The organism is Paenibacillus sp. 2TAB19, from assembly GCF_052115185.1.
GTDB lineage: Bacteria > Bacillota > Bacilli > Paenibacillales > Paenibacillaceae > Pristimantibacillus.
Genome location: NZ_JBFRGE010000085.1, coordinates 1 through 24,699, shown reverse-complemented (window position 1 = coordinate 24,699; position 24,699 = coordinate 1). Strand labels below are relative to the sequence as shown.

The 24,699-nt window shown below is 49.6% G+C and carries 17 protein-coding genes and 1 riboswitch; of the genes, 3 read left to right on the top strand and 14 right to left on the bottom strand.

Annotated elements, in window-relative coordinates; translation table 11 throughout:
* Positions 1–47: 47 nt before the first annotated feature.
* The 6 genes from AB4Z33_RS26045 to AB4Z33_RS26020 all read right to left on the bottom strand — a co-directional run bounded on the left by AB4Z33_RS26045 (position 48) and on the right by AB4Z33_RS26020 (position 9,658).
* Positions 48–1,691: an extracellular solute-binding protein gene (locus AB4Z33_RS26045; RefSeq protein ID WP_442052689.1), complete on the bottom strand. Its 1,644-nt coding sequence runs from the start codon at positions 1,689–1,691 to the stop codon at positions 48–50.
* A gap of 12 nt (positions 1,692–1,703) precedes the next feature.
* A complete protein-coding gene (locus tag AB4Z33_RS26040; RefSeq protein WP_442052688.1) occupies positions 1,704–4,007 on the bottom strand; it encodes a helix-turn-helix domain-containing protein in 2,304 nt (767 codons plus the stop codon).
* A 311-nt stretch (positions 4,008–4,318) separates the two neighbouring features.
* Positions 4,319–5,272 carry a proline dehydrogenase family protein gene (locus AB4Z33_RS26035; RefSeq protein ID WP_442052687.1) on the bottom strand — a complete coding sequence of 318 codons (954 nt, stop codon included), beginning with the start codon at positions 5,270–5,272 and terminating at the stop codon, positions 4,319–4,321.
* An 81-nt stretch (positions 5,273–5,353) separates the two neighbouring features.
* Complete coding sequence (locus AB4Z33_RS26030; protein WP_442052686.1) at positions 5,354–6,169, bottom strand: helix-turn-helix domain-containing protein; 816 nt, start codon at positions 6,167–6,169, stop codon at positions 5,354–5,356.
* A 95-nt stretch (positions 6,170–6,264) separates the two neighbouring features.
* Positions 6,265–7,989 carry a methyl-accepting chemotaxis protein gene (locus AB4Z33_RS26025; protein WP_442052685.1) on the bottom strand — a complete coding sequence of 575 codons (1,725 nt, stop codon included), beginning with the start codon at positions 7,987–7,989 and terminating at the stop codon, positions 6,265–6,267.
* Positions 7,970–9,658, bottom strand: coding sequence for a pyridoxal phosphate-dependent decarboxylase family protein (locus tag AB4Z33_RS26020; protein WP_442052684.1), 1,689 nt, complete (start codon positions 9,656–9,658; stop codon positions 7,970–7,972). The genes AB4Z33_RS26025 and AB4Z33_RS26020 overlap by 20 nt, the downstream gene beginning before the upstream one ends.
* Before the next feature lie 94 nt (positions 9,659–9,752).
* Positions 9,753–9,839: riboswitch (cyclic di-GMP riboswitch) on the bottom strand.
* Positions 9,840–10,125: 286 nt separating this feature from the next.
* Here AB4Z33_RS26020 and AB4Z33_RS26015 point away from each other — a divergent pair.
* Positions 10,126–11,304, top strand: coding sequence for an SGNH/GDSL hydrolase family protein (locus tag AB4Z33_RS26015; protein WP_442052683.1), 1,179 nt, complete (start codon positions 10,126–10,128; stop codon positions 11,302–11,304).
* An 80-nt stretch (positions 11,305–11,384) separates the two neighbouring features.
* Here AB4Z33_RS26015 and AB4Z33_RS26010 read toward each other — a convergent pair whose 3' ends face one another.
* On the bottom strand, positions 11,385–12,413 hold the full coding sequence (locus tag AB4Z33_RS26010; protein ID WP_442052682.1) for an endo-1,4-beta-xylanase: 1,029 nt from the start codon (positions 12,411–12,413) through the stop codon (positions 11,385–11,387).
* 199 nt (positions 12,414–12,612) lie between these two features.
* Between AB4Z33_RS26010 and AB4Z33_RS26005 the strand changes: the two genes are divergently transcribed.
* The gene (locus tag AB4Z33_RS26005; RefSeq protein WP_442052681.1) at positions 12,613–13,503 is read left to right on the top strand and encodes a diguanylate cyclase domain-containing protein; all 891 of its coding nucleotides are present in this window, start codon (positions 12,613–12,615) and stop codon (positions 13,501–13,503) included.
* A gap of 41 nt (positions 13,504–13,544) precedes the next feature.
* On the opposite strand, the gene AB4Z33_RS26000 is transcribed toward AB4Z33_RS26005, so the two are convergent.
* Positions 13,545–14,561 carry a sigma-70 family RNA polymerase sigma factor gene (locus tag AB4Z33_RS26000; protein WP_442052680.1) on the bottom strand — a complete coding sequence of 339 codons (1,017 nt, stop codon included), beginning with the start codon at positions 14,559–14,561 and terminating at the stop codon, positions 13,545–13,547.
* Positions 14,562–14,742: 181 nt separating this feature from the next.
* Here AB4Z33_RS26000 and dapA point away from each other — a divergent pair, with 181 nt between their 5' ends.
* Positions 14,743–15,645, top strand: a complete 903-nt coding sequence (dapA, locus tag AB4Z33_RS25995; RefSeq protein ID WP_442052679.1) for a 4-hydroxy-tetrahydrodipicolinate synthase — start codon at positions 14,743–14,745, stop codon at positions 15,643–15,645.
* A 241-nt stretch (positions 15,646–15,886) separates the two neighbouring features.
* On the opposite strand, the gene AB4Z33_RS25990 is transcribed toward dapA, so the two are convergent.
* The 6 genes from AB4Z33_RS25990 to AB4Z33_RS25965 form a co-directional block, all read right to left on the bottom strand.
* Complete coding sequence (locus AB4Z33_RS25990; protein ID WP_442052678.1) at positions 15,887–17,392, bottom strand: glycoside hydrolase family 43 protein; 1,506 nt, start codon at positions 17,390–17,392, stop codon at positions 15,887–15,889.
* 32 nt (positions 17,393–17,424) lie between these two features.
* Positions 17,425–18,954 carry a glycoside hydrolase family 43 protein gene (locus tag AB4Z33_RS25985; protein WP_442052677.1) on the bottom strand — a complete coding sequence of 510 codons (1,530 nt, stop codon included), beginning with the start codon at positions 18,952–18,954 and terminating at the stop codon, positions 17,425–17,427.
* Positions 18,955–19,072: 118 nt separating this feature from the next.
* On the bottom strand, positions 19,073–20,326 hold the full coding sequence (locus AB4Z33_RS25980; protein ID WP_442052676.1) for an endo-1,4-beta-xylanase: 1,254 nt from the start codon (positions 20,324–20,326) through the stop codon (positions 19,073–19,075).
* A 213-nt stretch (positions 20,327–20,539) separates the two neighbouring features.
* Positions 20,540–21,490: a carbohydrate ABC transporter permease gene (locus AB4Z33_RS25975; RefSeq protein ID WP_442052690.1), complete on the bottom strand. Its 951-nt coding sequence runs from the start codon at positions 21,488–21,490 to the stop codon at positions 20,540–20,542.
* A gap of 16 nt (positions 21,491–21,506) precedes the next feature.
* A complete protein-coding gene (locus tag AB4Z33_RS25970) occupies positions 21,507–22,415 on the bottom strand; it encodes a carbohydrate ABC transporter permease (protein WP_442052675.1) in 909 nt (302 codons plus the stop codon).
* Positions 22,412–24,640 carry a DUF5696 domain-containing protein gene (locus AB4Z33_RS25965; protein ID WP_442052674.1) on the bottom strand — a complete coding sequence of 743 codons (2,229 nt, stop codon included), beginning with the start codon at positions 24,638–24,640 and terminating at the stop codon, positions 22,412–22,414. Before AB4Z33_RS25965 ends, AB4Z33_RS25970 begins: the two co-directional genes overlap by 4 nt.
* Positions 24,641–24,699 lie beyond the last annotated feature (59 nt).

Below are 24,699 nucleotides of genomic sequence, written 5' to 3'. Positions count from 1 at the left end.
GTCATATATAGACTTTGCGGGACGGCTCTGATGCCGCGCACAAACACTTATTTCAACGCTGAATCATATGCTTTCTGCATAATCGCCACATAACGGTCCACGTTAAGGTCGTGAAGTCCCTTCACGTAGCTCTCCCAATCCTCGTCCAGCTTCTGATTGCCAGTAATGAACTGCAGCGCGTATTCCTCGACGTAGTTTTTGAGGTTGATCTGCAGAAAGTTGACCTCATCTGCTTCATCCGGATGGATCCACAGCGACTCGACCGACAACACCTCATCCGGTTCATGTCCGTCATACAGCTTCGTCGCTTCCATCAGCCTTCGCTCGTAGCCGTCTGGAGCATAAATATCCATGCCTTGCACCCAGCTTTCGCGATACGTCTTAGGCATATAAAAATGTCCCATCCCGCTCCAATTGGAGTTGTTAGGTTTCTCCCCGTCCTTATCCGGAATGCTTGCGAATACCGGCTTCACGTCCGGATTCAGCGCCAACTCTCCCAGGGCGGGTTTCCGCCAATCGACGTCTTCCATCCCAACCTCGGCAAAAGCTTGGCCTTCGGGCGTATACATATAGTCAACCATCTGAATCAAAGCAATCTGGGCTTCGCGGCTTGCCTTATTCGTGATGACGAACTTCGCTCCCGGCGCCACACCGATTCGGCTGTACGTTGCGAATGACGCATTCGGACCTTGTAAAGGAGCAAGCGGGCTGTAATCGCTCCCCCTCGTATTGTCCGGACCGACGTCCACGAAGATCGCCGGATGCATCGCCGCTGCCGCGCCAAGAAGCTGCTCGCCGTCGTTCTCTCCAATCCGCTTGAAGGCCTCGGCGTTCTGGCTGAATGCGCCCGGATCGATGAGACCTTCATCGTACAGCGATTTGATATAGGCCAGCCCTTCTTTCCACTCCGGCTTGTCGGCTACCGTATCGACGCGACCGTTCGTCAAATGAAGATACGTACGATCGTCGTCATAGATGAAGCCGTTCATTAGAAAAGGGATGACGCGAACGCCAAAATCCTCGATCGAGCCGCTAAGCGGTATTTCGTCCGCTACGCCGTTGCCGTTCGGATCTTGCGTCTTGAACGCTTGCAGCACCTGCTTGAATTGCTCCGTTGTCTGCGGTATTGCGAGCCCTAACTGCTCCATCCACTTCGTGTTCAGCCACATTTTACTTGGATAGGAGCAATGGTAACATTCGCTGTACCCGACCAAGCCGTAAATGTTCCCATCCGGCGCCGTGCTGTAGGCTCTTAGAGTCGGATTCTGTTCCATGGCGGCTTTGATATGAGGCGCGTACTGTTCGATTAATTCGTTCAAAGGCAAGAAGACGCCTTGTTGGCCGTACCTAAGTACGTCCGCTTGCGAGAACTGGTCAATATACGAAGTCAGAATATAGGCATCCGCATAGTCTCCGCTGGCAAGCGATATTTGGCGCTTCTCCCTTGCACCCTCATAAGGAACGGCAATCCATTCAAACTTCGCGTTGAACTTCTTCTCCAGCTCCTTCGAGAAATCATTGGTTGCAAGATCGAACCAAGTATCCTGCTGGGCGAATACGCGGATCGGAACGGCATCGGCATCTTTGCCGCTCCCGTCCTCCGAACCGCCCTTATTATTTATATCCGTACAGCCTCCTAGAATAAAGGGGATCAGCAATACGGCAATGAGCCGAATGAAATACTTCTGCAACTTGCTTCCCTCCTATCCGTCCAGGGCGGACTGTCTGAATACGCTCGGCGATACGCCTCTTACCCGCTTGAAAGCCCTTCGGAAAGAGTGCGAACTGTTATAGCCTACTCTGGAGGCAATCTCGTCAACAGTCAATACTTCGTTATGAAGCAGCTCGGCCGCTTGCTCCATCCTTACGTTCTCTAGATAATCAGACAGATTGACGCCCGTCACTTCCTTGAACAGCTGCGAGATATATTTCTCGGGCCGTTCCACTTGCTCGGCTACCCGATATAACGTCAGCGCGGAATCCGTATAGGCCGATTCAATATAATTCTTAATCTGCTCGATCGTCCGCGTATGGCTATCGTTCTTGCGGCTTCGAACAACTTCGCATAGCACATTCATAACGGCAGCCAGCTCGACTTGAATCGCTTCCAGAGGCTCTGCCGGCTGGATGGCGATAATTCGGTTCTTCATTTCCTCGAACGATTCCGATTCGATGAATACCTTCTGGTCGAGCAGCTTCAGGAACGTTCCTTTCATTTCACCCGCCAATTGCTGCTTCATCTCATAGGAAAGCTCCCTATGCACCGTATTTTGCGAAATGATCGTATGCAAAATCCGCGCTGCTTCCTCCTGCTCTCCGGCACGAACGGTGCCGATCAAACGAAGCTCCAGCTCGAGCGGATAATGGTAGGTGGAGCTCTCTTGCCTTGTATCCTCGAACCAGCTCAGTTCTTTCCTGTTCTGATGTACGGCCACGTCCAGCGTCTGCTTCGCCTGCTCGAACGACTGGCTCACTTCCGTCACCGCTTGGAACATGCCGCCAAGCGCTACGGTCGTCGAGATCCGGTACTCCTCAAAAGCAAGCCGCGATATGCGATCCAGCGTCATCGTCACTTCATCCTTGCCGATCTCGACCGCCGTCGGTTTATCCATATAGGCAAATAGGAATACAATCTTGTCTGAGCCGATATCCGTCATGCGGACCGAGCTTCCGGTGTCGATCAAGGCCTGCTTCAAAATAAGACGAGCCGCGTTCAGCTCGTTCAGAACCTCGACGTTGTCCATCAACGAGTAACCGTTCACCTGCATTATACCGACATACCCCGTATCGCCGGTCAATCCGGCGTTCGCCTGAACGGCAGCCGCTATAATTTCATCCCTCGTCTGGAACTCGCCCGCAAGCAGACGCTTGAAGAAAGCGTCTCGCACGAGCGGCGCTTGCCGATGCAGCTCGGACTCCAGCCGTCTGTTATTCGTAAGCATCTGCGAAATATTGCCGTGCAGAAAATCGTATTCGTTGCGTTCCGATTGCCCTTCTTGCCCGAATTGCTCCTTCATAACGCCGACGATCCGAATAATCGGAGCGCTGTTCCGGTACGAAAGAAGCAAACCCGCCGCGACGCCTACGAACAGCGCGACACCGGTTACGGACCACGTAATGTATTTGATCTGGTTCGCGCTCTCCATCAGCACATGCCTTGGAATACCGGCTCTGTAGACCCAATTGGTCGAGTCGGAGCGAATCGTAATGACGAGATCGTCTTCGTAAAATTGGCTCAGCTTCTCCCCGTCGAAGCTGTCGTCCGCCGATAGCAGGCCGACATGGGCTTCATCCGTACCCTGCAAGCCAACCGTATGTCCGTCCGCGTCGGAAATATGAACCCATCCGCCGTATCGGTCCGTAATGCCGGACAGCAAATCGGTAATTTTCTGCTGATCGATGATTACGACGACGACGGCGGGCGAAGTGCCCGTGAAGCTGTCGAGCGGAAGAGACTGCATATAGGTCACGACCGAGGTTTCGTTCTTATTGTCCATGAACGGGCTTAAGGGCATCATCTCGCTCCGGTGAGTTCCTTCTAGAACCGTGCTCTTCCACTTCTCGAACGGCATATCCTCGTAATGATAGCTTTCATAATAATGCTCCGGCCGGAAATAAGCCGAACCCGGCGTCAAGAGTACATTATAGTTGCTCAAATAAACATAATAATGCTTCAGGAAATCATTCGTTTGGCCGAACGTGAGGACGTTCCTCATCATTTTCCAAATCCCATACACATTGGACGCGTCGCCCGATCCGTTCTCATTCATCAAAATGTTCAAATCCTGGTTGATCGCAAGCTGCCTAGTGAAGCCTTCAACCTCCGCCATACGTCGTTCCAATAGCTCCTTGCTCTTCTGGAGCTGCGTCACGCTGTTCTCGATCGAGACGGATTCCGTCACGGTTATCGCGGTCTTGTACGACATATAACCCGCAATGCTTGGAATGATCAGAATAATGATGTAAGAGATGAGAAACCGTCTGAACACCCGTGAATATTTAGGCAAGGCAAGGCCTCCTTCCGGTTCAACATTGAGAGGGCTATCATAACTAATTATACCCCAATTCGCAATACTGCTAAGATAAAAAAAACAACTGCCCGCTACAGTTGCTTATGATGGATTAGGTAACAACCCTCAACTCATCTACTTCTTGAATAGGATACCGACAGTCACCTGTTCCGTAAAGGTACAATCGCGGTTAAAGGCGTACCATTTCCCGCCTTGCCGCACGGCAATCGCCTAGGGTACGGCAATATTCGGCCCATAAAAAAAACCAGCCACTCTGAAGTGACCGGTTTTTCAATATCAAACACGATTCAAATGCGTTTAGTCACAATGTCGATTACCGCACGGTACAGATTCGGCGGGTACTCCGCAATCCGGTGGCACAGATACAAATACCATTCATGGCCATATGGGAGATAGATTCTAACCGAGTGCCCGTCTGCCTTCAGCTTGCTTCCCAGCTCCGGACGAACACCGTACAGCGTCTCGAATTCGGCATGGCCATGAGACAGCCACCCGTTCTTCAGCACTTCATCCACAATCGCTTCATCATGGGTAGCAATCGATACGTGATGGCCTTGACGAATGGCGCATTCCACAAGCTCCAAATAACGTTCATTAAGAGCAGGAGACCGATGGATTGCGCGGTCTTCCGGTTCTTGATAAGCGCCTTTCACGATCCGTACCCGACGTCGCGAATCAGCTAGAGCTTCCAAATCCTGCGGCGTTCGATTCAAATGAGCTTGCAACGTAATGCCTAAGTTCGAATAAGTTGTAGCAGCGCTTGTGTAGACAGATAGTATATCCTCCGTCTTGCTGGACTCTTCCATGCTGATGAATAATTCAATCTCTGCGCCTACAGCATTGGCATTTGCCGCCAGATCCATCAGATGGGAGTATGCAAGCTCCTTATCCAACGAAAGCCCGATATGCGACAGATCGAAGGATACGCGGGCTGGAAGTCCGGCACGACCCAAATCTTGAATGAGCGCCTTCATCTCCGCAGCAGCCGCTTCGCATTCGTCAGCATCCGACGTATTCTCTCCGATATATTCGATGGAAAGCTTATAACCTTCCCCGGCCAGCCGGCGGCTAGCGGCAACTCCCTCTTGTCGGGTTTCACCCGTAACATATCGAGAAGCGGCCTGCTGAAGCAGCACATAGAGCTCTGGTGTCCGCTCTACGTAAGCTTTCAGGTCATCACGGCGAGCGATTGACTTTAGAGCCGCTGAAAATTGTTTTTCCAAATTCGATTCATGGTACATCCAACATCTCTCCCCTACTCAAGTTCCTTCCATTGTACGGAGTAGAGGGATGACGGTATTGTACAAAATTGCTCTTTGTTATTAAGATGACAACGCGTAAGAGTATGGCGTTGCTCCTACAATCCTGCCGAACGTTCTCGCAAAATGGCTCTGGTCATAAAATCCCGCATCGGTTGCAATGTCGGCAATCGGTCGCCGCTTCATCAATTCGGCCTTGGCATAATTAATGCGCAGCAGATTCTGATAGGCATGCGGTGGCAGATGATTCCATCGTTTAAACAACCGAATGAGATGAAATCGACTTATTCCCGTTACGTTCTCGAGCTCCTCCATCGTTAGCTTCTCTGTAAAATGCTCATGCATATAGTCCTGTACAAGCTTGACGTACTTCTGATCCTGCTTGCCTTGTTGTATTTCATGCACCAAATCTGAAGCGTTCCGACTAACGAGATCATGTATCAGCTCAATCATAGCCGTCTCGATTTCAAGAGGAGAACCGTTTCCCATAAAAGCCTCCATCGTTTGGTTAATGCGATAGCGACAGACTCTATTTTTGTCCTCGGCCAAAAGAAACGGGATATGAAGCTGATCGCGCTCCCGCTGTTCAAGGTCAAGCTGCTCTAACCAAGCCTGCTTGACGAACAGCATTTTGTAATTCCACTCCATTCCCGTCTCCGGCTGGCAGGCATGCAGCATCATCGGCGGAAAGCTGATTGCCTTTCCATCCTCAACCCGGTGCATGGTTCCGTCGCACCAAGCGTTCGTCACGCCTTTATCGATTAACCCGATCGAATATTCCTCATGAAAATGCTTTTGGTACGCTAGATCGCTCTTCAGACATCGCTTAGCTTCCAAGAAAGGCAGCGCCTCATGGCGGTAAAAGGTCACATCAGACATGTTTCGAGTCCTCGTTTCATTATCAGAAAGTTTCTTCGCAATAAAAAGCCCTCCCGCTCGAAGGCGGAAGGGCTCAGTGTGCTCGAACGATACTACTACAGCTTAAACGGCTTTACCGATTCGTTCAAGTCAACCGATAGAGACGACAGCTGCTGGATGGCAGCCGATATTTCCTGCATGGCCGCGCTTTGCTGTTGCGCGGACGCAGCAACCTCTTCCGTGCCGGCTGCCTGCTCCTGCGTGACCCCGTTAATTTGCTGCATGGCATCCGTGATGCGTACGAAGGAATGCTCTACCTTCTCCAGCGAGCCGGACATATGGTTCGTGTGGACGGTAAACTCTGAAACGCCCGAATATATATGCTTGAAGTTTTGGTGGGTACCGCTAATCCAAGAATGGCCAAGCTCGACAGCCTTCGTTCCTTCTTCGATGCTTTGCTTAACCAGATGGCTGTTCGATTGCGTGCTCGAGACGAGCTCGTTAACGGACAGCGCCGCTTGAGCGGACTGCGTTGCCAGCTTCTTGACTTCCTCGGCAACGACCGCGAAGCCTCTTCCGAGCTCGCCGACCCGTGCCGCCTCGATCGAAGCATTAAGCGCAAGCAGATTCGTCTGCGTCGATATTTCGGTTATAATGCCGATAATCTCTCCGATTTCATTGGAACGTGTCTCCAGCGCCGCTGCCGCTTGCTGCGACTGCTGCATCGCCTGCTTGATCGTCTCCATTTGTTGGAGGGTACGATCGACAAGCTCTTGCCCCTGCTCCGATTGCGAATGGACCTCGGACGCGATTTCTTGAATTTCCTTCATGCCTGCCGATACTTCTTTGATGTCGGTATCAATGTTATGAATGCTCGAGTGGCTTTCGGATACGCTCTGCACGATCTCCGTAATGCCTTCTGTCATTTTGCTCGTCGATTCGGCCACCTGCTGCGCGCTATTCGTCGATTCATTCACGGATTGCTTCAGATGCTTGCTCGTATCCCCGATAAGGGCGGACGAAGCGATGACCTGCTCGATCAATGTTTTTAAGCTCGTAATCATGATGCCGAAAGCGGCACCCAGCTTGCCGATCTCATCCTTGCTGTCGATCGAGAACTGGCTTCTCATATCGCCGGCCGCTACTTTCTCGGCTGCAATCATCAGTTTGCGAAGCGGATTCGTAATGATTCGGCTAATAATAACGGCGATCACGCTGCCGACTACGAAGACGATGACGGAAATGATAATGGTCATCCAGTTCGAGCTGGATGCAGTCTCAGGCACAACGGAAGCATCGAGATCGATGCCCAAGATGCCGTACACGGTGCCGGATTTATCGGTCAGCGGCACGAAGATAGATTTATGCGTGCCGTATTCATCGTCGTAAATCGGACTGAACATCGTTTTCTTGGAAGCAATGGCTTCCCTCATTTCATCAGTAAACGGATAAGCGGTTCCGAAGTCGTCAGGGACGCCCGACAAAATCAGAATCCGTTCTTCATCCTGGGTATTGGATAAAATATAAATGTTCTCCAAGCTATGAACGGTCTGGAGCTTCTCGAGCTCCGTCTTGATTATCGCGTAGTTCGGATCGTCCGCCCCTGTCAGTTGAATATCGCTTCCCGGAATGGCTGCGAGCGTGTTCGACGCGATTTGAATATCCGTCGCGAGCCGCTTATCGAATTGCTCCAGAAGCTTCTCCGAGAGGTTGCTCTGCGTCATATAGCCGGACAGAGCAAAGGCTACGCATGTCACGACCTGCAGCAGCAGGATGCTGACCGAGATTTTGACTGCAAGATGTTCTCTGAACCAATTCAATTTAAGAATAGATTTCTTCATGGTTGTTCTCCTTCGTGGATAGCCGATCAAAAGCGGCATACGTTTCAGCGATTTTTTGTTTCAAATAGTGAACGATTGCACCGACATCGGAAGTTTGCGTGTACGGAGAGATGACGAATAACTTAGCCGCATACAGCGCAATTTGACCCGCCCGGTCCGCGGTTGGCACGTAGAGATGCTTCTTCGTATCTCCGAAAAACATTTTTCCGCGGTCTCTGCCCAATATTTCGAACAATAGCTCGTTCAGCTTATTTTCGCGCTCAATCTCCGCATAGCTGCGGAGCCCCTCGTATTCCGCGTGATAGCCGTTTTTACGATCTGCATACAAACGRAACAGCGTGATAATGCCCGGATTTAGCGGATTGACGATGACGGCTTCGGGAACTTCGGCAGCCAACGTCTTCCTGAACGCTATATTGACTTCGACGAATTGGGCGAGCAGCTTCTGATAACCTTCGATGCCGAAAGCCGTTAGCGCGCTTAAAATACTGATCGAGCTGCCCATTCTAGAGCATTCCAGCGTATAGCTCGTATGATAATCCCCATAACCCCGATGTCCAACATACGGCGTTTCATCCGGCTCCAAATCAAGCAGCTTGAGATCGGATGCCCGCTTCACAAGGAATAAGCTCGTGGAGTACGGCGTTTGACCGAGCTTCTGGAAGTCAAAGCACAACGAATCCGCCAATCCCAAATGCTTCATTCTCTCCCTTATCGCTTGAAGCGCAGATAGTGTTTCAGTATCGAATTTATGTAGATTTCCTTCAAAGTCGTAATCGTTAAAGAAGGCAAAAAATCCGCCCAGCGCTGAATCCGCGTGGATATGCGGCCTTTGAATGCCATGCTTTGTCGCTAGTTCCTCTGACACAGCCAAGATTTCCTCGACATTATCGATGCCCATCGCATCCGTCGTCGCTGTCGTTGCCACAATGTACACAGGGACGCCTCCGCTTAAAATAACGCTCTCCACTTTCTCTTCGAGATCCCGAACATCCATGGAGCTGTCTTCTCGCGTACGGATTTTGATCAGGTTATTGCTGCCCAGACCCGTTGCTTCCATCGATTTGAACAGGCTGTAATGAGCCGCTTCCGAGCAGAAGGCAAACAAGTTGTCAGGTACGCCTGCTTTTGCAGCTTTGGCGTCATATTTATTAATGGCTAGTCGAAGTCCCGTAAAGATGGCCCCTTGCCCGCCCCAAGTCGTATATCCGCCGCTTGCCGTAGGGTCATAACCAATCAGCGCCGACATCATGGCAACGACTCTGACTTCGGCCTCCGCTCCGGCAGGTCCGTATACGTCCCACAAGTTATTGCCATTCACCATAAAAGCGGTGAGCATTCCCATGATGCCCGGAATACTGGCCATGGGCAAAATATTAGTCAAAAAGTATTTCGTATGGTAGGGATGACCGTGCAGAAGCTTGAGCAGCTCGCCGTTCACTTCATTTTGCGTGCTTCCGCTAACGGGAATGCGGCTGTTCTTCGTTAAATCCTGATAGAAAGTAGCTCCTCTATCTTTCGTTCCTTTTAAATTAACGGAATCGGGATCCTTTAAAGCATCGACCCCTTCTACGATTTGCCTGAATAGTGCTATAAGATCGTCTCGTTGTCGCTCGTTGCCGTCGTCGCTTGGAAATAAGGTCCGGATATTCATCTCTTGCTCGCTCATTGTCTCCACTCTCTCCTATTTCGTTATTCTCTCTTTTTTGTTGTAAGCAAAGAGGCATGCCTATGGACGACCATAGACATGCCTCTGCTAAATCTTTTGCAACTGGCTGACATTTCTTTTTGAGAAGTAGTCCCTATAGCTTTGCGTCTCTCGTCTTTCGACGGATTTGCATTATGTGATTTTAGGAAAGTTCATCGATACAATTAGTAAACATTTACAGCGAATAGGAACATTCTACTATTTTACATTTCAGAGATCAATAGATTTGAAATAGAGATTTCGTTAATTTTTTTAAGAAATCATCATTTTGTCACAATCTTCCTTTGTTCGATATTGTCGACCGATTATATTTGGTGCAATATTCCTGCTACTGCCAATCTGTTCAACCCCGATACAGCTATGATTCAGCAGGTTTTCTTATCCTCCCATTCGTTTTAAGATCATATTTAAAAGAGAGGAGATTATCTATGACAGACGAAGCATACAACGATTTAATTGCCAAATCGCTATTAAACAAAGGAAACAACAGGAGATTAAAAACCGCTATCGAAAAAGCGAAAAGAGGCGAAGAGATTACGATTGCCTACATTGGCGGCTCCATTACTCACGGCGCGGGAGCTAATCCGCTCCATACCGACTGCTATGCTCATCGGTCATATTCCACCTTCAAGTCGATGTTCGGAAAGGACGGCGGCGATTCTATTCGTTTCGTCAAAGCTGGACTCGGCGGCACGCCCTCCGAGCTGGGGATGATTCGTTATCAGAGGGATGTTCTGAGAGATGGAGCCGTACGCCCTGATATCGTCATTGTGGAATTTGCAGTCAATGACGCCGACGACGAAACGGAAGGGAGCTGTTACGAAAGCCTGGTATTAAAAGCACTGACTGCTGACAACGCTCCAGCCGTCATCCTATTGTTCAGTGTGTTCRAAAGCGACTGGAATTTGCAAGATCGGCTTGCGCCCGTTGGTTATCATTATGAGCTTCCCATGGTAAGCATAAAAGATGCGGTGGTGGACCAATTTCAGATAACCAAAGACGAGGGGAACATCATTACCAAAGAGCAATTTTTCAGCGACATCTACCATCCGACCAATGCAGGTCATACAATCATGGCCGATTGTCTAGGCTGGCTGTTCGCCGAAACCGACCGTTCCGCCATGGATCATGAACATATTGTGATCGACAAGCCGCCGGTAATCGGTAATGACTTCGTCCATGTCCTTTTGTTGGATCGGGCCAACGGCTCTAGCATAGCCAATATATCGGAAGGAGGCTTCGACGCAATCGATACCGAACTTCAAATGGCGGAGATGGACGACCAACCGTACGGCACGCCTCAATTCCCTAACAATTGGATGCATACGGCAGATTCGAGTAACCACAACTTTACGATGACGATTCGCAGCAAAAGTCTCCTCTTGGTCTACAAAGATTCAGGAAGCGACGATTACGGCAGCGCTAACATTTACGTTGACGGCAAGATTGTGAAAGTCGTCGACCCACAGGCAATCAAATGGACCCATTGCCATGTAGTCATCTTGTATACGGAGCAAGAATCGCGTGAGCACACGGTGGAAATCGAGATGTCGCCCAATCACGCGTGCAAAAGGTTTACGATCCTCGGCTTTGGCTTCGTATCCTAACGCGGGGAAACGAAAGACGGCCTCCTTTCCCTAATATAGGGATGGCGGCCGTCTTTCACTGTTTACCGTCTCACTAGCTATTAGCCTTCAAGCGCTTCCGCCGTTTGGCTAATCACTTTGTAGTACGAGCCCTTTGGCTGATGCTTCGTGTCGAACAGCAACGGCCAATTCTTACGACCCCTAACCGGGAATCCATCCAGCCACGTATAGTCATCAGCGGCTCCCCAGAACGTAACGCTTGTCAGTACATCGCTATATTCCCGGAACAACTGGAACATATCAACGTACCTTTCCTCCTGTAACTGCATCATCTCAGCCGTAGGAGCGGTAAGATCCGTGCGTCTGTCTTCGAAGGCAAATACCGATAAGTCCATTTCCGTAATATGCAGTTGCAGTCCTAGCGACGCATATCGTTCGATAGCTGCACGAATATCGTCCAGCGTCGGATGCGTCAGGTTCCAGTGCGCCTGAAGGCCAACGCCGTGGATCGGCACGCCTTTTTCCTTAAGCGACTTGACCAGCGCGTAAATTTTTTCTCTCTTAGCTGGCACTGACTCGTTATAATCGTTATAAAAGAGTAACGCGTCAGGATCAGCCGCATGTGCGTACTCGAACGCTTTGGCAATAAAATCATCGCCGATAATGTCCAGCCACTTGGACGGACGAAGGTGCTCATCTCCACTGTCAGACACTGCTTCATTCACAACGTCCCATGCATAGATTTGTCCCTTATAACGCCCAACTACCGTTTCGATATGCGCTTTCATTCGTGCAAGCAGTGTATCGCGATCAACTAAGCCGCCCGCACCGTTATCAAACACCCAATCGGACGTTTGGTTGTGCCATACGAGCGTATGCCCTCTTACTGCCATACTGTTCGTTTTCGCAAACTCCATTAATCGGTCCGCTTCCTCGAACGTATACCGCTCCTCGGCCGGGTGCAGCCGTTCGAACTTCATTTCATTCTCTGCCGTTACGCTATTGAAATGCAGCGCCAGCAGCTCGCGCTGCGAGACCAGCGTTCTCGGATTAACGGCTGCGCCGATTCGAAATTGCTGTCCGAACACTTCGTGCAGCTTCGGTGTTTGTGCTGATGTGGATTGATTCATGAATGATTGCTCCCCTCGTTCGATCCATCGGTTATTATCGTTGCTCGCGTATAGTTTAGACCTTGCGTGCGCTGCAAACAACCCGTCGAAGTATAGGAAACGCTTTTGGAAAATAATAGATTGACTTTCCCATAGGGGGAGGGTTTATCGTTAGGTTAAGCAATTCCGGCCGGAGTTCTTTATGAAAGGGTGTCATCGATTGAAAATTGGTGAATTCGCCGTACAAAACAACGTTACTGCTAAAATGCTGCGTCACTATGACGAGATCGGTCTGCTGAAGCCGTCGGCGATCGATGCTGAAACGGGATATCGTTCCTACGATCCGAGCCAATCCCATTTATTGAATTGGATCGTCATTCTCAAAAATCTAGACTTCTCCCTTACTGAAATCAAAGAATTGATAAACGGACCTGTAGATAGTAGCATCATCGTTCATCAATTGATTCGTAAGCGGATCGAAATCTCATCGCTGCTTAATGAACACATTCAGAAGAAAATCGCAATTGATCGGCTTATCACTATAATCGAGAAAGAAGGGTTTGATATGGATAAAAAAATAGATTTATTGCATATCGAGCAGTCTGCAGCCCATGAAATCAAAAAAAACATTCCCAATATGGAGATGTTTCTGGAGGCAGCCGCCGGCATCACAGCCTCATGTTCGTCTGACGATAGCCTCTCCGTCTTTCGCTTTGATATCAGCCACTTCAAGCAGGTGAACGACGATTACGGCTTCGAGGTAGGGGACAACGTCATTGCCTCTTGTTATCAAATCATTGAAGCCAATGTCCGTGCCGGCTTAACTCAGGCCGCTATCGGCCGTGCTGATGGCGATGAATTCATCGTATTCGCAATCGCAAATCACCAAGCGATCACTCGTGTCGCGCAGTCCATAGTCGATGATATGATAGCCTTTGATTTCAATAGCATCGGTTGTCCGAAGCAAATGGGTTGTTATATCGGCGCATTAGTCGGCTCTGTCAGATCGATTGCGGAGATTCGTAAGGTCATCGAAGACTCTATTGAAACCATTAATGAAGCGCGGAAAGAAGGACCAAACTCGATCGCTATCGAATCGTACAAGCTTTAGAATTGCGAGGCCCCCTTCCTGTTAGAAGAGGGCCTTCGTTCTTATTTGTTATTCGTATAGTTCTCTAATAAATCCTGAATGGATATCCCATTAATCTTAAGTCCCGATATGTCGCAGTCTTTAATTTCCACGTTGGAAAGATTGCAGTTTGTAAAGGATGTTCCGGTTAATTCACAGTTCTCGAACGTATTGCTCTTGCCCTTCAGCCCGATATCGTGAAAGTAAGCCCCGCCCATTGCGCAGTTTCCGATCTCGATATCCCACAAACCTACTTCAATGAATTTGGCCTGATGCATGTTGATATCGTGGAATAACGTTTTGCTYATATTGATATTATCGAAGCTAGCGCCTTCTAAATTAATGTTAACAAACTTCGTTTTGTACATGTCGATATCGTCAAAATCGCTCTCGCCCATCGCCACGCGGCGAAATTGTGTTTCGGGCATTCTTTCGTCCTGAAACACCTTCTTCTTGAACTCCTCGTTCAGCTTATTCTGATTCAGATTTTCGTTAACCATGCTGAGCATCTCCTTCTTTAATAACGTTCTCGATCGACGAAGTCTGCTCTCTACCGCTTCAACGTACAGACCGAGGAAATCGCTGATTTCCCTGATCTTATAGTCATCGATGTAGTAGAGAATCGTGACCGTACGGTTAGCTTCAGTCAGGTTGCTAAGCGCTTGCCATACCTCGTTTCGAAGCTCTTTCCTCAGCCATGTATCTTCGGCAGTTTCATGCATTTCATGTTGCGGCATATTCTCGTTATGTGCCGGGTCGTATACGGACTCGTTTTTGCTCGACCTCAACCAGTCCAAGCACTCCCTATTCGTAACCGCATACAACCAACTGCCCAGCTTATCGGGTTCTTTAATGCTGGACAATTTTTTGAAAGCTTTGACGAACACTTCCTGCGCAATATCTTGCGCCCTATGGAAATCGCCTAGCTTACCGTACGCTGTCCCGTACACCGCATTCGCATATCTGCCGATTAAATCGCTGAATGCCTCGTTATCGCCTTTGCACGCCCTGCCCACCAACTCTGCATCCGTAACAGACAAGTTGCTCCTCCTCAAATCGATCTATATATAAGACGGGAGTTCATTGAAAAAACCGTCGCGATCTCAAAAATTTTTTTCTACTCTTCTTCTATTATACAAAAATATGGAGCGGTTATAGAAAGCAATAGATTGACAACGAATTCGAAAGCAAGTATGAATAGTAGCAAAGGAGTGACTAACTATGGATTTGAAAACCATTCTGCCATACAGCGTTGCCATGATAACGCCTTTTGACGAGGATGAACGCATAGACGAGAACGGCATTGTGGGCATGCTAGAATATTATAAGGCAAATCATGTACCGGCTCTGCTCTTAAGCGGATCGACCGGCGAACAGCATTCATTGTCGGTGGAGGAAAGAATTCATCTCTACCGGACCGTCAAGCGCGCTGCTCGCAGCAACTTACCGCTGTATGCCGGAGTAGCATCCGTAAGAACCAGCGATGCTGCAAAGCTCGCAGTGGAGGCTGAACAAGCAGGCATCGACGCCATTATGCTCGGTTTTCCGCCGTATGTACGTCCGAATCAGAGGGAAGCTGCATTGTATGTAGAGTCCGTATGTTCCGCGACCTCGCTGCCGATTATGCTGTACAACAATCCTATTCGTACTGGTTTTAACCTCGAACCGGACACGCTGTTTAGACTAGTCGACCAATTCCCGCAAATTATCGCGCTTAAAGAAACCGGCGATTTAAGCCAGGCTCAGCGCATACGCGCCATGCTTGGCGACAAGCTCCAGCTGTTCTCCGGCATAGACCTGACGTTTGTCGACTATTTTAAGAAAGGATATGACGGCCTCACGAGCGTTGCCGGAAATTTATATCCGAACGAGATGAACGCCATCGTAACTCGCTTAAGAGAAGGGCAACATGAGCTTGCCGATACGGAGCTGAAACGGCTTCAACCGGTATTGGAGAAACTGGGACAGATCGGATGGGTAAGAGTCATTCGTCATTTGTTCGCAGAACAGGGGCTCATCAAGCCTGCTTGCCGTGAGCCTCTTACTCCATTGACCCCAGAAGAAGTCGATTTGCTTACTAATGTGCTGGAGAACAGCAGCTATAACGGCATTTCGGGCAACTAAAATGGGAATTACACCGTATACGCTGATTTAGTTTGATTTAGGAACGTTAACGAGGCGTTTTTCGCTTTATGGTCAAAAAAAGGGCGTGTAGTTTGACAAAATGTCGCTATTCACTCTCTTTTCGGTAATCGTCCTATTTAGTTCAACAAAATGCCGTTACGCGAGCCTAGTACCCCTGCAAAGAAAAAACCGCAATTCGCTTGGAATTGCGGTCTGGCTGTCGAGCACGTAATAAACGATATTATTCAACCGCTTCGTAATCGAACCAGTCAAAGTGCGCCGGCGCTTCCGATTTCTTACCGTTACCTGTTGCGTACAAGGCGAAAAGCACGCCCGTAAATCCGCCCGCCACTTCTGTCGATAGCAGGGACGTTTCGCCACAGCCGAACCAGAAAGGCGCTCCATCACCATAGGAAAAACCGAATTCGTATTGCCCCCGAGTCGCTTTCAGATGCAGCACGATCGAATCGGAAGACCAAGGAGCTTCGCTTTCGATTGCCTGGAGGCTGCCCAACTTTCTCCGGAAAATAACTTTGCGGACGCCGGCAATTCTCGTCACGGCAATTTCGTAATGGAAACGGTCATTCATGTATGCCGTAATGCCGGCTTCCTCGCCGTCGCGCTGTGGAGCAAATTCCATATGCGCAGACACGCTGCAAACAAAGTGCTGCTGTCTTCTAGCGACGAAGGCAGGCGCTCCGATTTCATTCAGCGTCGTCTCGTTGCCCCGCAGTGTCAAACAGCTTTCCTTCTCGCCCAGCGACCAATTATCCGGATTAGGCGAACGCATAAAGTTCCAGCATGGAGCAAGGCTCGAAGACTCGAAATGCTCGCGAACCGGCACAACAGCTGCTGGCTGCAGCGGAAGATTGCCTGCCGGCATCGTCTCGCTTACCGTCCCGTTTTCGCCGATAATCGGCCAGCCGTCCTTTGTCCATGTAACAGGCGCAAGGAACGTCTCTCTGCCTAGATGATGTTTGTTCGGATAACCATGCGGCCGAATGCCTAGAAATACGGCCCACCAATCTCCTTCGGGCGTCTGGACAAGATCCGCATGCCCCGTAGCATGAATGGACTTTAGCAAGCTCCGATGGGTCAAAATCGGATTATGCGGACAGCTTTCATAAGGCCCGTCTGGCCGCTCGCTTCTCGCGATCGTTTCCATATGGCCGTACTCGGTGCCGCCTTCGGCAATCATAAGATAGTACCAATTGCCGATACGATAAATATGCGGCGCTTCGGGATACTGGCCGCCTGTTCCCGTCCATAGGAATGTTGGTTCGGACAGCCTCCGGCCAGTCTTTACGTCAATCTTGCTTTGATAAATGCCTTRATTGGATGAAGATGTGAAATAGACCGTTCCATCCTCATCGAAGAATAGTTCTGGATCGATACCGGGATGATCTACGAAAATCGGGTCCGACCATTGTCCGCGCGGATCATCCGTATGCACGAAGAAGTTGCCGCCAGCGGTAACATTCGTCGTCACCATGTAGAATCTGCCGTTATGCTCGCGGATCGTCGGCGCGAATACGCCGCCGGAGCTGGGCGCACGGCTCAGATCAAGCTGCTCCGGCCTTGTTAGAACATGGCCAAGCTGCGTCCAATTCACCAGATCCTTGCTGTGGAATAAAGGTACGCCAGGGAAATATTCGAAGGAGCTCGTTACGAGATAATAATCATCGCCAGAACGGCACACGCTCGGATCAGGATGGAACCCGCTTATAACTGGATTTTTATAATTCATGCAAGCACACTCTCCTCATTGGCGCGTAATAATTAAACAAGCTTCTTATAATGGAAGTAATCGTAATCGGCGAATCCACCAATTTGCTTCGTAGCATAATTATATAGTCCAAATCGGTAGCCCATGAAATGCTCAAGCTTGTAATGCAACTGCAGCGGACTGCCGATCGAATGCCATTCCTCACCGTCCGAAGAGTATCGGAAGTGTGCAATGTCCTCGCGACCGCCATTATCGAATTGAAACTCGATTTGCAAATAGATCCGAGTCCCTTCGTATCTTGTCCGCTCGACCGTTATCTCGCCTTCACTGCCATCCGCTCTTCCATTGAAGCTCATTGCTACGAAATGTTCGCCGTTATCGTCAACCTGAATACCGACTGAGCCGAAGACGTATTGCAGCGCCACCAATCCTGCACGGTCGCCCGGCTGCATATTGGTTATGTCCAGTAACGTAGTTCCGATGCAAGCTGGACCTTCTGTGCGTTGCGTCAACGTATTTCGAGCAAACTCTACGCTGTTGGCAAGATGTCCTGTCGTGAGGCGCAAATAACCCGAACGATCCGTGACCGACCAATTGTCCGGGTCAGGATTATGATTCCACTGCCAATTAAGCGCCAACAAGTTCACATCGTAATCAAAATCATCGCTGATGATAATAGGCTTTGGCAAAGTGCTCGGCAGCTTCACTTCGTACGTCTGCGGCGCTCTGCCGTCTTGTCCCAGAACTGGCCAATCGTTCTCCCAAGCAACCGGTACAACGCAAGGAATGCGGCCGACGGCTCCGTGATCCTGGAACAGCACCGTATACCAATCTCCATCTTGCGTATCGATGATGCCGCCTTGCGCAATGCCGTTATTGCGATAATCCATTTGATCATCGAGCACTAGCTTGTGTTCGTATGGACCCAGCAGATTTAGCGACCGGTAGCACAGCTGCCTGCGGCGCTTATTGCCTTCGCTCGGCCAATCGATAAAGAACAAATAATAATAGCCGTTTATTTTGTATGCATGGCAGCCCTCGGCACGAAGCATAATTCCTGCTCGCTCCGTCTCAAGCAGCAGTTGATTAACACCGTCAGGCTTAAGCGCCGTTGCATCCGCAGTCAGCTCCGTAATGCGTATATCCCCATTGCCGTGGAAGACGAATACACGGCCGTCATCGTCGAAAAGCATGCTTGGATCATGATGCAGTCCTTGAATGACGTTTCGCTCCCACTTGCCGTTCTCAATATCACTCGTCGTAWAAATATAAAATTGATTCATATCCAGACTCGAGAAGCAGACATAGAATTTGCCATCGTTATATCGTAGACTGGCAGCCCATGAGCCCTTGCCGTAAATGCCCTTGCCGTTTAGCAAGTTATGGGCTTCATTATCCTCAAAAGTATCATAGACGTAATTGACGAGCTCCCAGTTCAATAAGTCTTCAGACTTCATAATCGGGCAGCCGGGCATCGAATGCATGCTCGTGCTCACCATATAGAACGTGCTCCCCACACGGATTACGCTTGGATCCGGAACGTCTGCCCAGATAATCGGATTCGTAATTGTCGTCCTGTTCATTGCCAGCTCTCCTTCGTATACCTGAATAGTCCATCACCCAACCAGTCTAGCCAACATACGCTTAGGCAACAACCCGTTTATTTATAGGGGTTCACCTGTTATGAATCGAACTTCCATATTATTTGGACTTCTCTGTTCCAGCCGGATCGACAACAGCCCAGAATGCCGGCTTCGCGTGCAACTGCTTGTCGAACAGGAACGGTGCGTTGGTACGCGTCACTGGGAAGCTATTCAGCCAAGTGTGATCGTCCGCAATGCCCCAGAACACGACGCCGCCGATTATATCCTTATTCGTCCTGAACGCCTCGAATAGCTCGCGATAACGATCCGCTTGCTTCTGCAGCAGATCTTCCRGAATGTCATTTCCTAGATCAGTACGGTCATTCCAAGCATACATGCTCATATCAAGCTCGGTTACGAGATTATCAAGGCCGAGTTCCGCGAACTTCTTCATCGATTCGATGATGGAATCGACCGTCGGCCTGAATACATCGATATGCGTCTGATGGCCGACACCGTCGATCGGCACGCTTTTGTCCAGCAACTCTTTCACGAGCTCGTACAACCTGTCCCGTTTGGCAGGATTATCGGTACCGTAATCATTAATGTACAGCTTCGCTTCAGATCCGCCTGCTTCGCGAGCTGCGCGGAACGCCGTCTCGATAAAGTCAGTACCCGTTATCTTATACCATTCGCTGGCCCGCATGCCGTCCGGATCGGCCGGCTCGATTACTTCGTTAACTACATCCCACGAATGGATATCATTCTTGTATCGTTCAACGATCGTGCGGACATGCGTATCGAGCCGCTTCAGCAGCAGCTTCTTATTGGCATCCCGCTTCGCCTCATCGGTTTCGTCAACCATCGGTTTGCCCTCAGCGTCCTTAAAAAACCAGGCGCCGGTCTGGCTATGCCAGACAAGTGTATGGAAACGAACCTCCATACCGTTCTCCTTCGCAAAAGCGACAAGACGATCCGCATTCGTCCAATTGAAACTTCCTTCCGTTGGCTGGATTGCATCTGGCTTCATCACGTTTTCCGCTACGAGCCAATTCACATGCTTCTTAAGCAACTCCGCTTTCAGCCCCTCCGTCTGAGAAGGCTCGATGGCCGCTCCGATCGGGAAGTAATCGGCGAACGTCTCCGCCAGCGACGGAATATCTTGTTCGACCGACGACTCCGGCGTCGGAGTCGACACCGGAGTCGGCTCCGATGCAGGCTGCGGCGTTCCGCTTTCTATTGCAGCAGTCGTTTCATTCAAGCCACCTTCTTTTTCAGGTTGATGCCGGTTCAATAGAAGGACCATTACGACTGCAATTATTGCGATAACTGATATTGCGATATAAACAAATTTATGGTTTACTCGAGTCATTTCACTCCACCTCTCATTTAGCCATATCCGACATACAAAAAACATTCATTCAAGAGTAGATTACTACCCTTTGCGGCTATATTGGATAACTGCAGCAACTTTATCCAACATAGACTATCTCACCGCTAGGTGCACAACTGCAACAAGCGCCCTGCGGGCCAGCCGAAGTGGCCGATCCTGCAAGGCGCTTGGCTTGATGCGACTCTACTGCCTTTATCCGACGATACCCGTACGTTCGATACTTTCGACAAAGTACCTTTGAACGAACAAATAAAGAATAACGAGCGGCAGAATGGCAAGCAGAATGCCGGTATCCTGCACCATGCTCATGAAGAACGGATCCTTGTTGGTCGTGGCGCCGCCTTCGAGCATAATCTGCAAATTGTATGGCAGAGACGTCAATTGCGTAGACATGACCTTGCTTGAGGTCAAATAAGTCGTCGTGAAGAAGCTGTCGTTCCACTGCCACACGAACGAGAACAGCAATACCGTAATGATCGACGGTGTAGCGTTCGGAAGCATAATCCGCAGAAACGTCGAACCTATGCCTGCGCCGTCGATGTAGGCCGCTTCCTCGACCTCCTTCGGAATGCCCCGGAAAAACTGCCGGAAGATGAAAATGTACAGCCCCGCCTTCAGCGAGTTCGCCGTTATCGACGTCAGAATGAACGGCCAATACGAATCTAGCAGATTAATCGATTTGCCTCCGGTTAGCAGCGGCACCAAGCCGAGCAGCGTAAAATCCTTCAAGTTCATATAGATCGGAATTAATATGGTCGTAGGCGGAACTAGAATCGTTAGAATGACTCCCGCGAACAGCAAGTTGCTTCCTTTGAACTTCAGCCGGGCGAACGCATAACCTGCAAAGGCGCACGATACGGCGGTCAATATGGTCGTCATAGTCGACAAGCCGATCGTGTTCACCAGCGTTTTCCAATAATCCATAATCGAGATCGCCTGCTTGAAATTATCGAGCGTAAAATGCTCGGGGATAAATACGACGATAGGTGAATACATGTCGGCTTTATCCTTGATCGATGTAGATATTTTTTGAATGATTGGATACAGGATAACGAATGACAAGCCGATGATCAGCACGAGCCGAACAATCGTCCACAGTCCTCGCTTCCAGCTTTCCAACGATAACAATCGCTCCATAAGCAACGTTCTCACTCTCCTTCTATTCCTGGTAGAAGACCCGTTTGGATATGATGTACGTACTGATCAACAGGATGATCATGATGACCAGGAAATAGATCCAAGCCATGGCCGAGCTGAGACCGAAGTTAAAGCTCGTAAAGCCGGTTTCTCTGATGAGCGTCGTCATATCGTTCCTGGAGAACGAATCGATAATCGTATAGATGACGTTAACGAGTATAAGCGGGCTGACCATCGGGAACGTAATCTTCCAGAACGCCTCATATCCAGTCGCGCCTTCAATCTTGGATGCTTCATACAGCTGCGGCGAAATCGTCTGGATGCCAGCTAAGAATATGAGAATCTGTACCCCCGATTGACTCACGATTTGGTAAATCCTCTCGACCGCATCCATTAAATACATCACGATATCTTCGTTCATGCCGGAATTCAGCATTATTCTCATCAGTTCCATCGTACCGGTAGTGAATACGCCACCAGTGGCATTCTGCTCATTAATCGCTTGCACAAGGCTCTCCGCTTCCAGATTTGCAATGACGCCCGAGGCGAGAATGACCGGAAGAAAGAAGATCGATCTTGCAATACCCCTGCCGACGAATTTTTGATTCAGCAATACGGCCAGGAACAAGCTGAAGATGACGATAAGCGGCACGTTAACGACCATATTGATGACCGCATCGGTCAAAGTACGGTTAAAGCTCGTATTCACCGTTAGCGCTTCGATAAAATTGTCAAAGCCGATGAACGTAATCGTCATCCCTTTTGCATTCGCTTCAATCTCGCTCAAGCTGTATTGCAACGAATACAATAAAGGAATCAAGAAGAAAAACAAAAATCCAAGCAGCCAAGGCAGCACATACAGAAATCCCCATAATGCTTTCTGTTCATTGTACGTTCTTGATCGAAATACACGCTTCGCTATCGTTCTCAAGATTGTTCACCACCCGTCACATAACTCTCGGCTTCTATCGTCAACCCGTTCACTGTAGCCCCAGTGTCGTTATAATTGACGATGACGTACTTCCCGCTTTCATAGACGGTCTTGAACACACCTTCGCCAAGCTTCTCGTGCAGGGTGATACGCTCATTCTGCACGTCCTTCAGCACGCCGTTTACTTCTTCGTAAATGTCGGCTGCCTGCTCTAGCCACTGCTTGTAATTAACGGCATACAATTCATTGGATTCCGTATCTTTCACCTTGTAATTAGGTTCATGAATCCATTCGAAGTAAACGCCGGCGCCGTATTCCAAACTTCTCAAAATGTATTGCCGAACGTTCGTATAAGCCGTCAAATTGTAAGGCGAGCCCGTATATCCGATATGGCCGCGAACGACCATTTGGTAGAAGGGTATCGCTTCGTCTTCGAGCTTAAAGTTGCTATTCGACATCGGCGCGTTTGTCACATCCGACAAGTATGGAAGGGCGTACGCGTTGCCTCCCTCTGCCATAATGTTCAGATTCCCCTCGCGAATGTCGTTTAGAGCTTCAACCGAAATCGCCTCGGATTCCGTACGGTCAATCAGATTGTTTTTGCGAAAATCGCTATTTAACTGATCAGCCATATCCCTTAGCGAGATGCCGCCCGTCTCGTAGCCCTTCATTCCTTTCAAAATGGTATCTACGTACGATCCGACGAGTTTTGGCGAGACGACATAGGAAGGCAATTTGGTTCGGTCCCGACGATTGAGCGCCAGATCGAGCGGGTAAAATTCCGCAGGAACGGAGCGCAGCGTCCGTGAAGCGTCATCCTTCTCGTCAAACCCTTTGCCCGTATGAGCTGTCAAAATAGCAACGTCCGGATACAACTCCACACCCTGCTCCTTCGCAAAAGACACCAAGCCGCGCAAGCCTTTGGCACCGCCGATCCCCTTGTCTACCGTTACGTCGTCCGGCACTTTGTGGTCGAGTCCGCCGTTGAACCATCCGGAATAACGAAGCTTGATATGGTTGATGCCAAGCTCCTTCATCTCGCCGATCATTTGCTCCGTCTGCTTGAACGTCGTTAGAGGCTCTAACGTTTTGTACGGAACGCCTACGAAATGCTTCTGCTTCGCAATGCTTCCAACAACTTGAAGGTAGAAAGGAAGATTTTCATCCCCGTTCTCCTCCTTTGGCTTCGGCAGTCCGCCGTTTTGCTCCAAGTGCTGCCTGTAATAGGCGGCCATTCCTTGATACGTAGCGTCTTCTCCGCTAAGGAAAGCGTACCGCACCGTAAAATCGCTGTTCGTCGGACGCTCTTGGAACTTCGGCAGCGTCCGCTCCGAACCGTTCGCTTGGAGCGTAAGCTCCCCTTTGCTCGTGACGTTAAAGGTAGGGTACACATAGTTGTAACTGTTCAATTTACCGCTGATATCGGCATTGATGCTAGCGGCCGAAGCGCCTTCTTCAATCATGCCTAGGAACGCGCCTTCTTTCCTAATGATGCCGAATACGGGCAGTCTGACCGGCTGCTCGTTAACGGCATTTTCGACCACTTCCAATGCTTGGTCGGATCCGTAAACCATCTGCTGATAAGCCGGATATTTGGTTTTTCCGTTATTAAAGGTGATAAGTGCTCCTGAGCCGTCCGGCACGAATATCGAGCCCTCCTCATCCGTCCCCCCGGCTCCGAAGAAGCTGAGCAACGTGACGGTGCTGACCGGATATTCAGTCGGAGCTTTAATCTCCTCCACGGGAACCTTGACGACGAGACTGTCGGCGTCCAGCTTATATTCGATAGAAGCCATAAAAATTCTCGGCGCCGGCGATTCCTGCGTGAAGTTCAGCTCAGCCATATCCTTCTGCAAATCCTCTTCCGTATAGCCGGCTTCCTCGAATGCCTTGAATGCGCGCTCGAGTTGAAGACCGTTCAGCGCCTGGTCGTTCCGAACATAGGCCCCTGAATTGGGATCCTCCTTATAGCCGATGCGCAAAGCGCGCTGTCCCGCTTTATCCAGCTTGCCGGACAACTCCTCGAGACGCGCAGCGCTCAGCATGAGAGGCAGATCCATCGCCGTTTTTTCCGCTTTGCCGAATTTATAGGTTACTTTAACGCCGCCGTCAATCGCTTCATATTTAACCTGCTTGTATGCGACGCTGTCCAGGAATGTGTTAATTGAATTAACCTGTCCAAAGCTGTTATAGTAATCGATCTTCAATTGCGCACCGCATGTCATTGAAGGACTATATTTGACGTATGCCTTCAATTTTACCGGCGGTTCCCTTATTCGGTGGT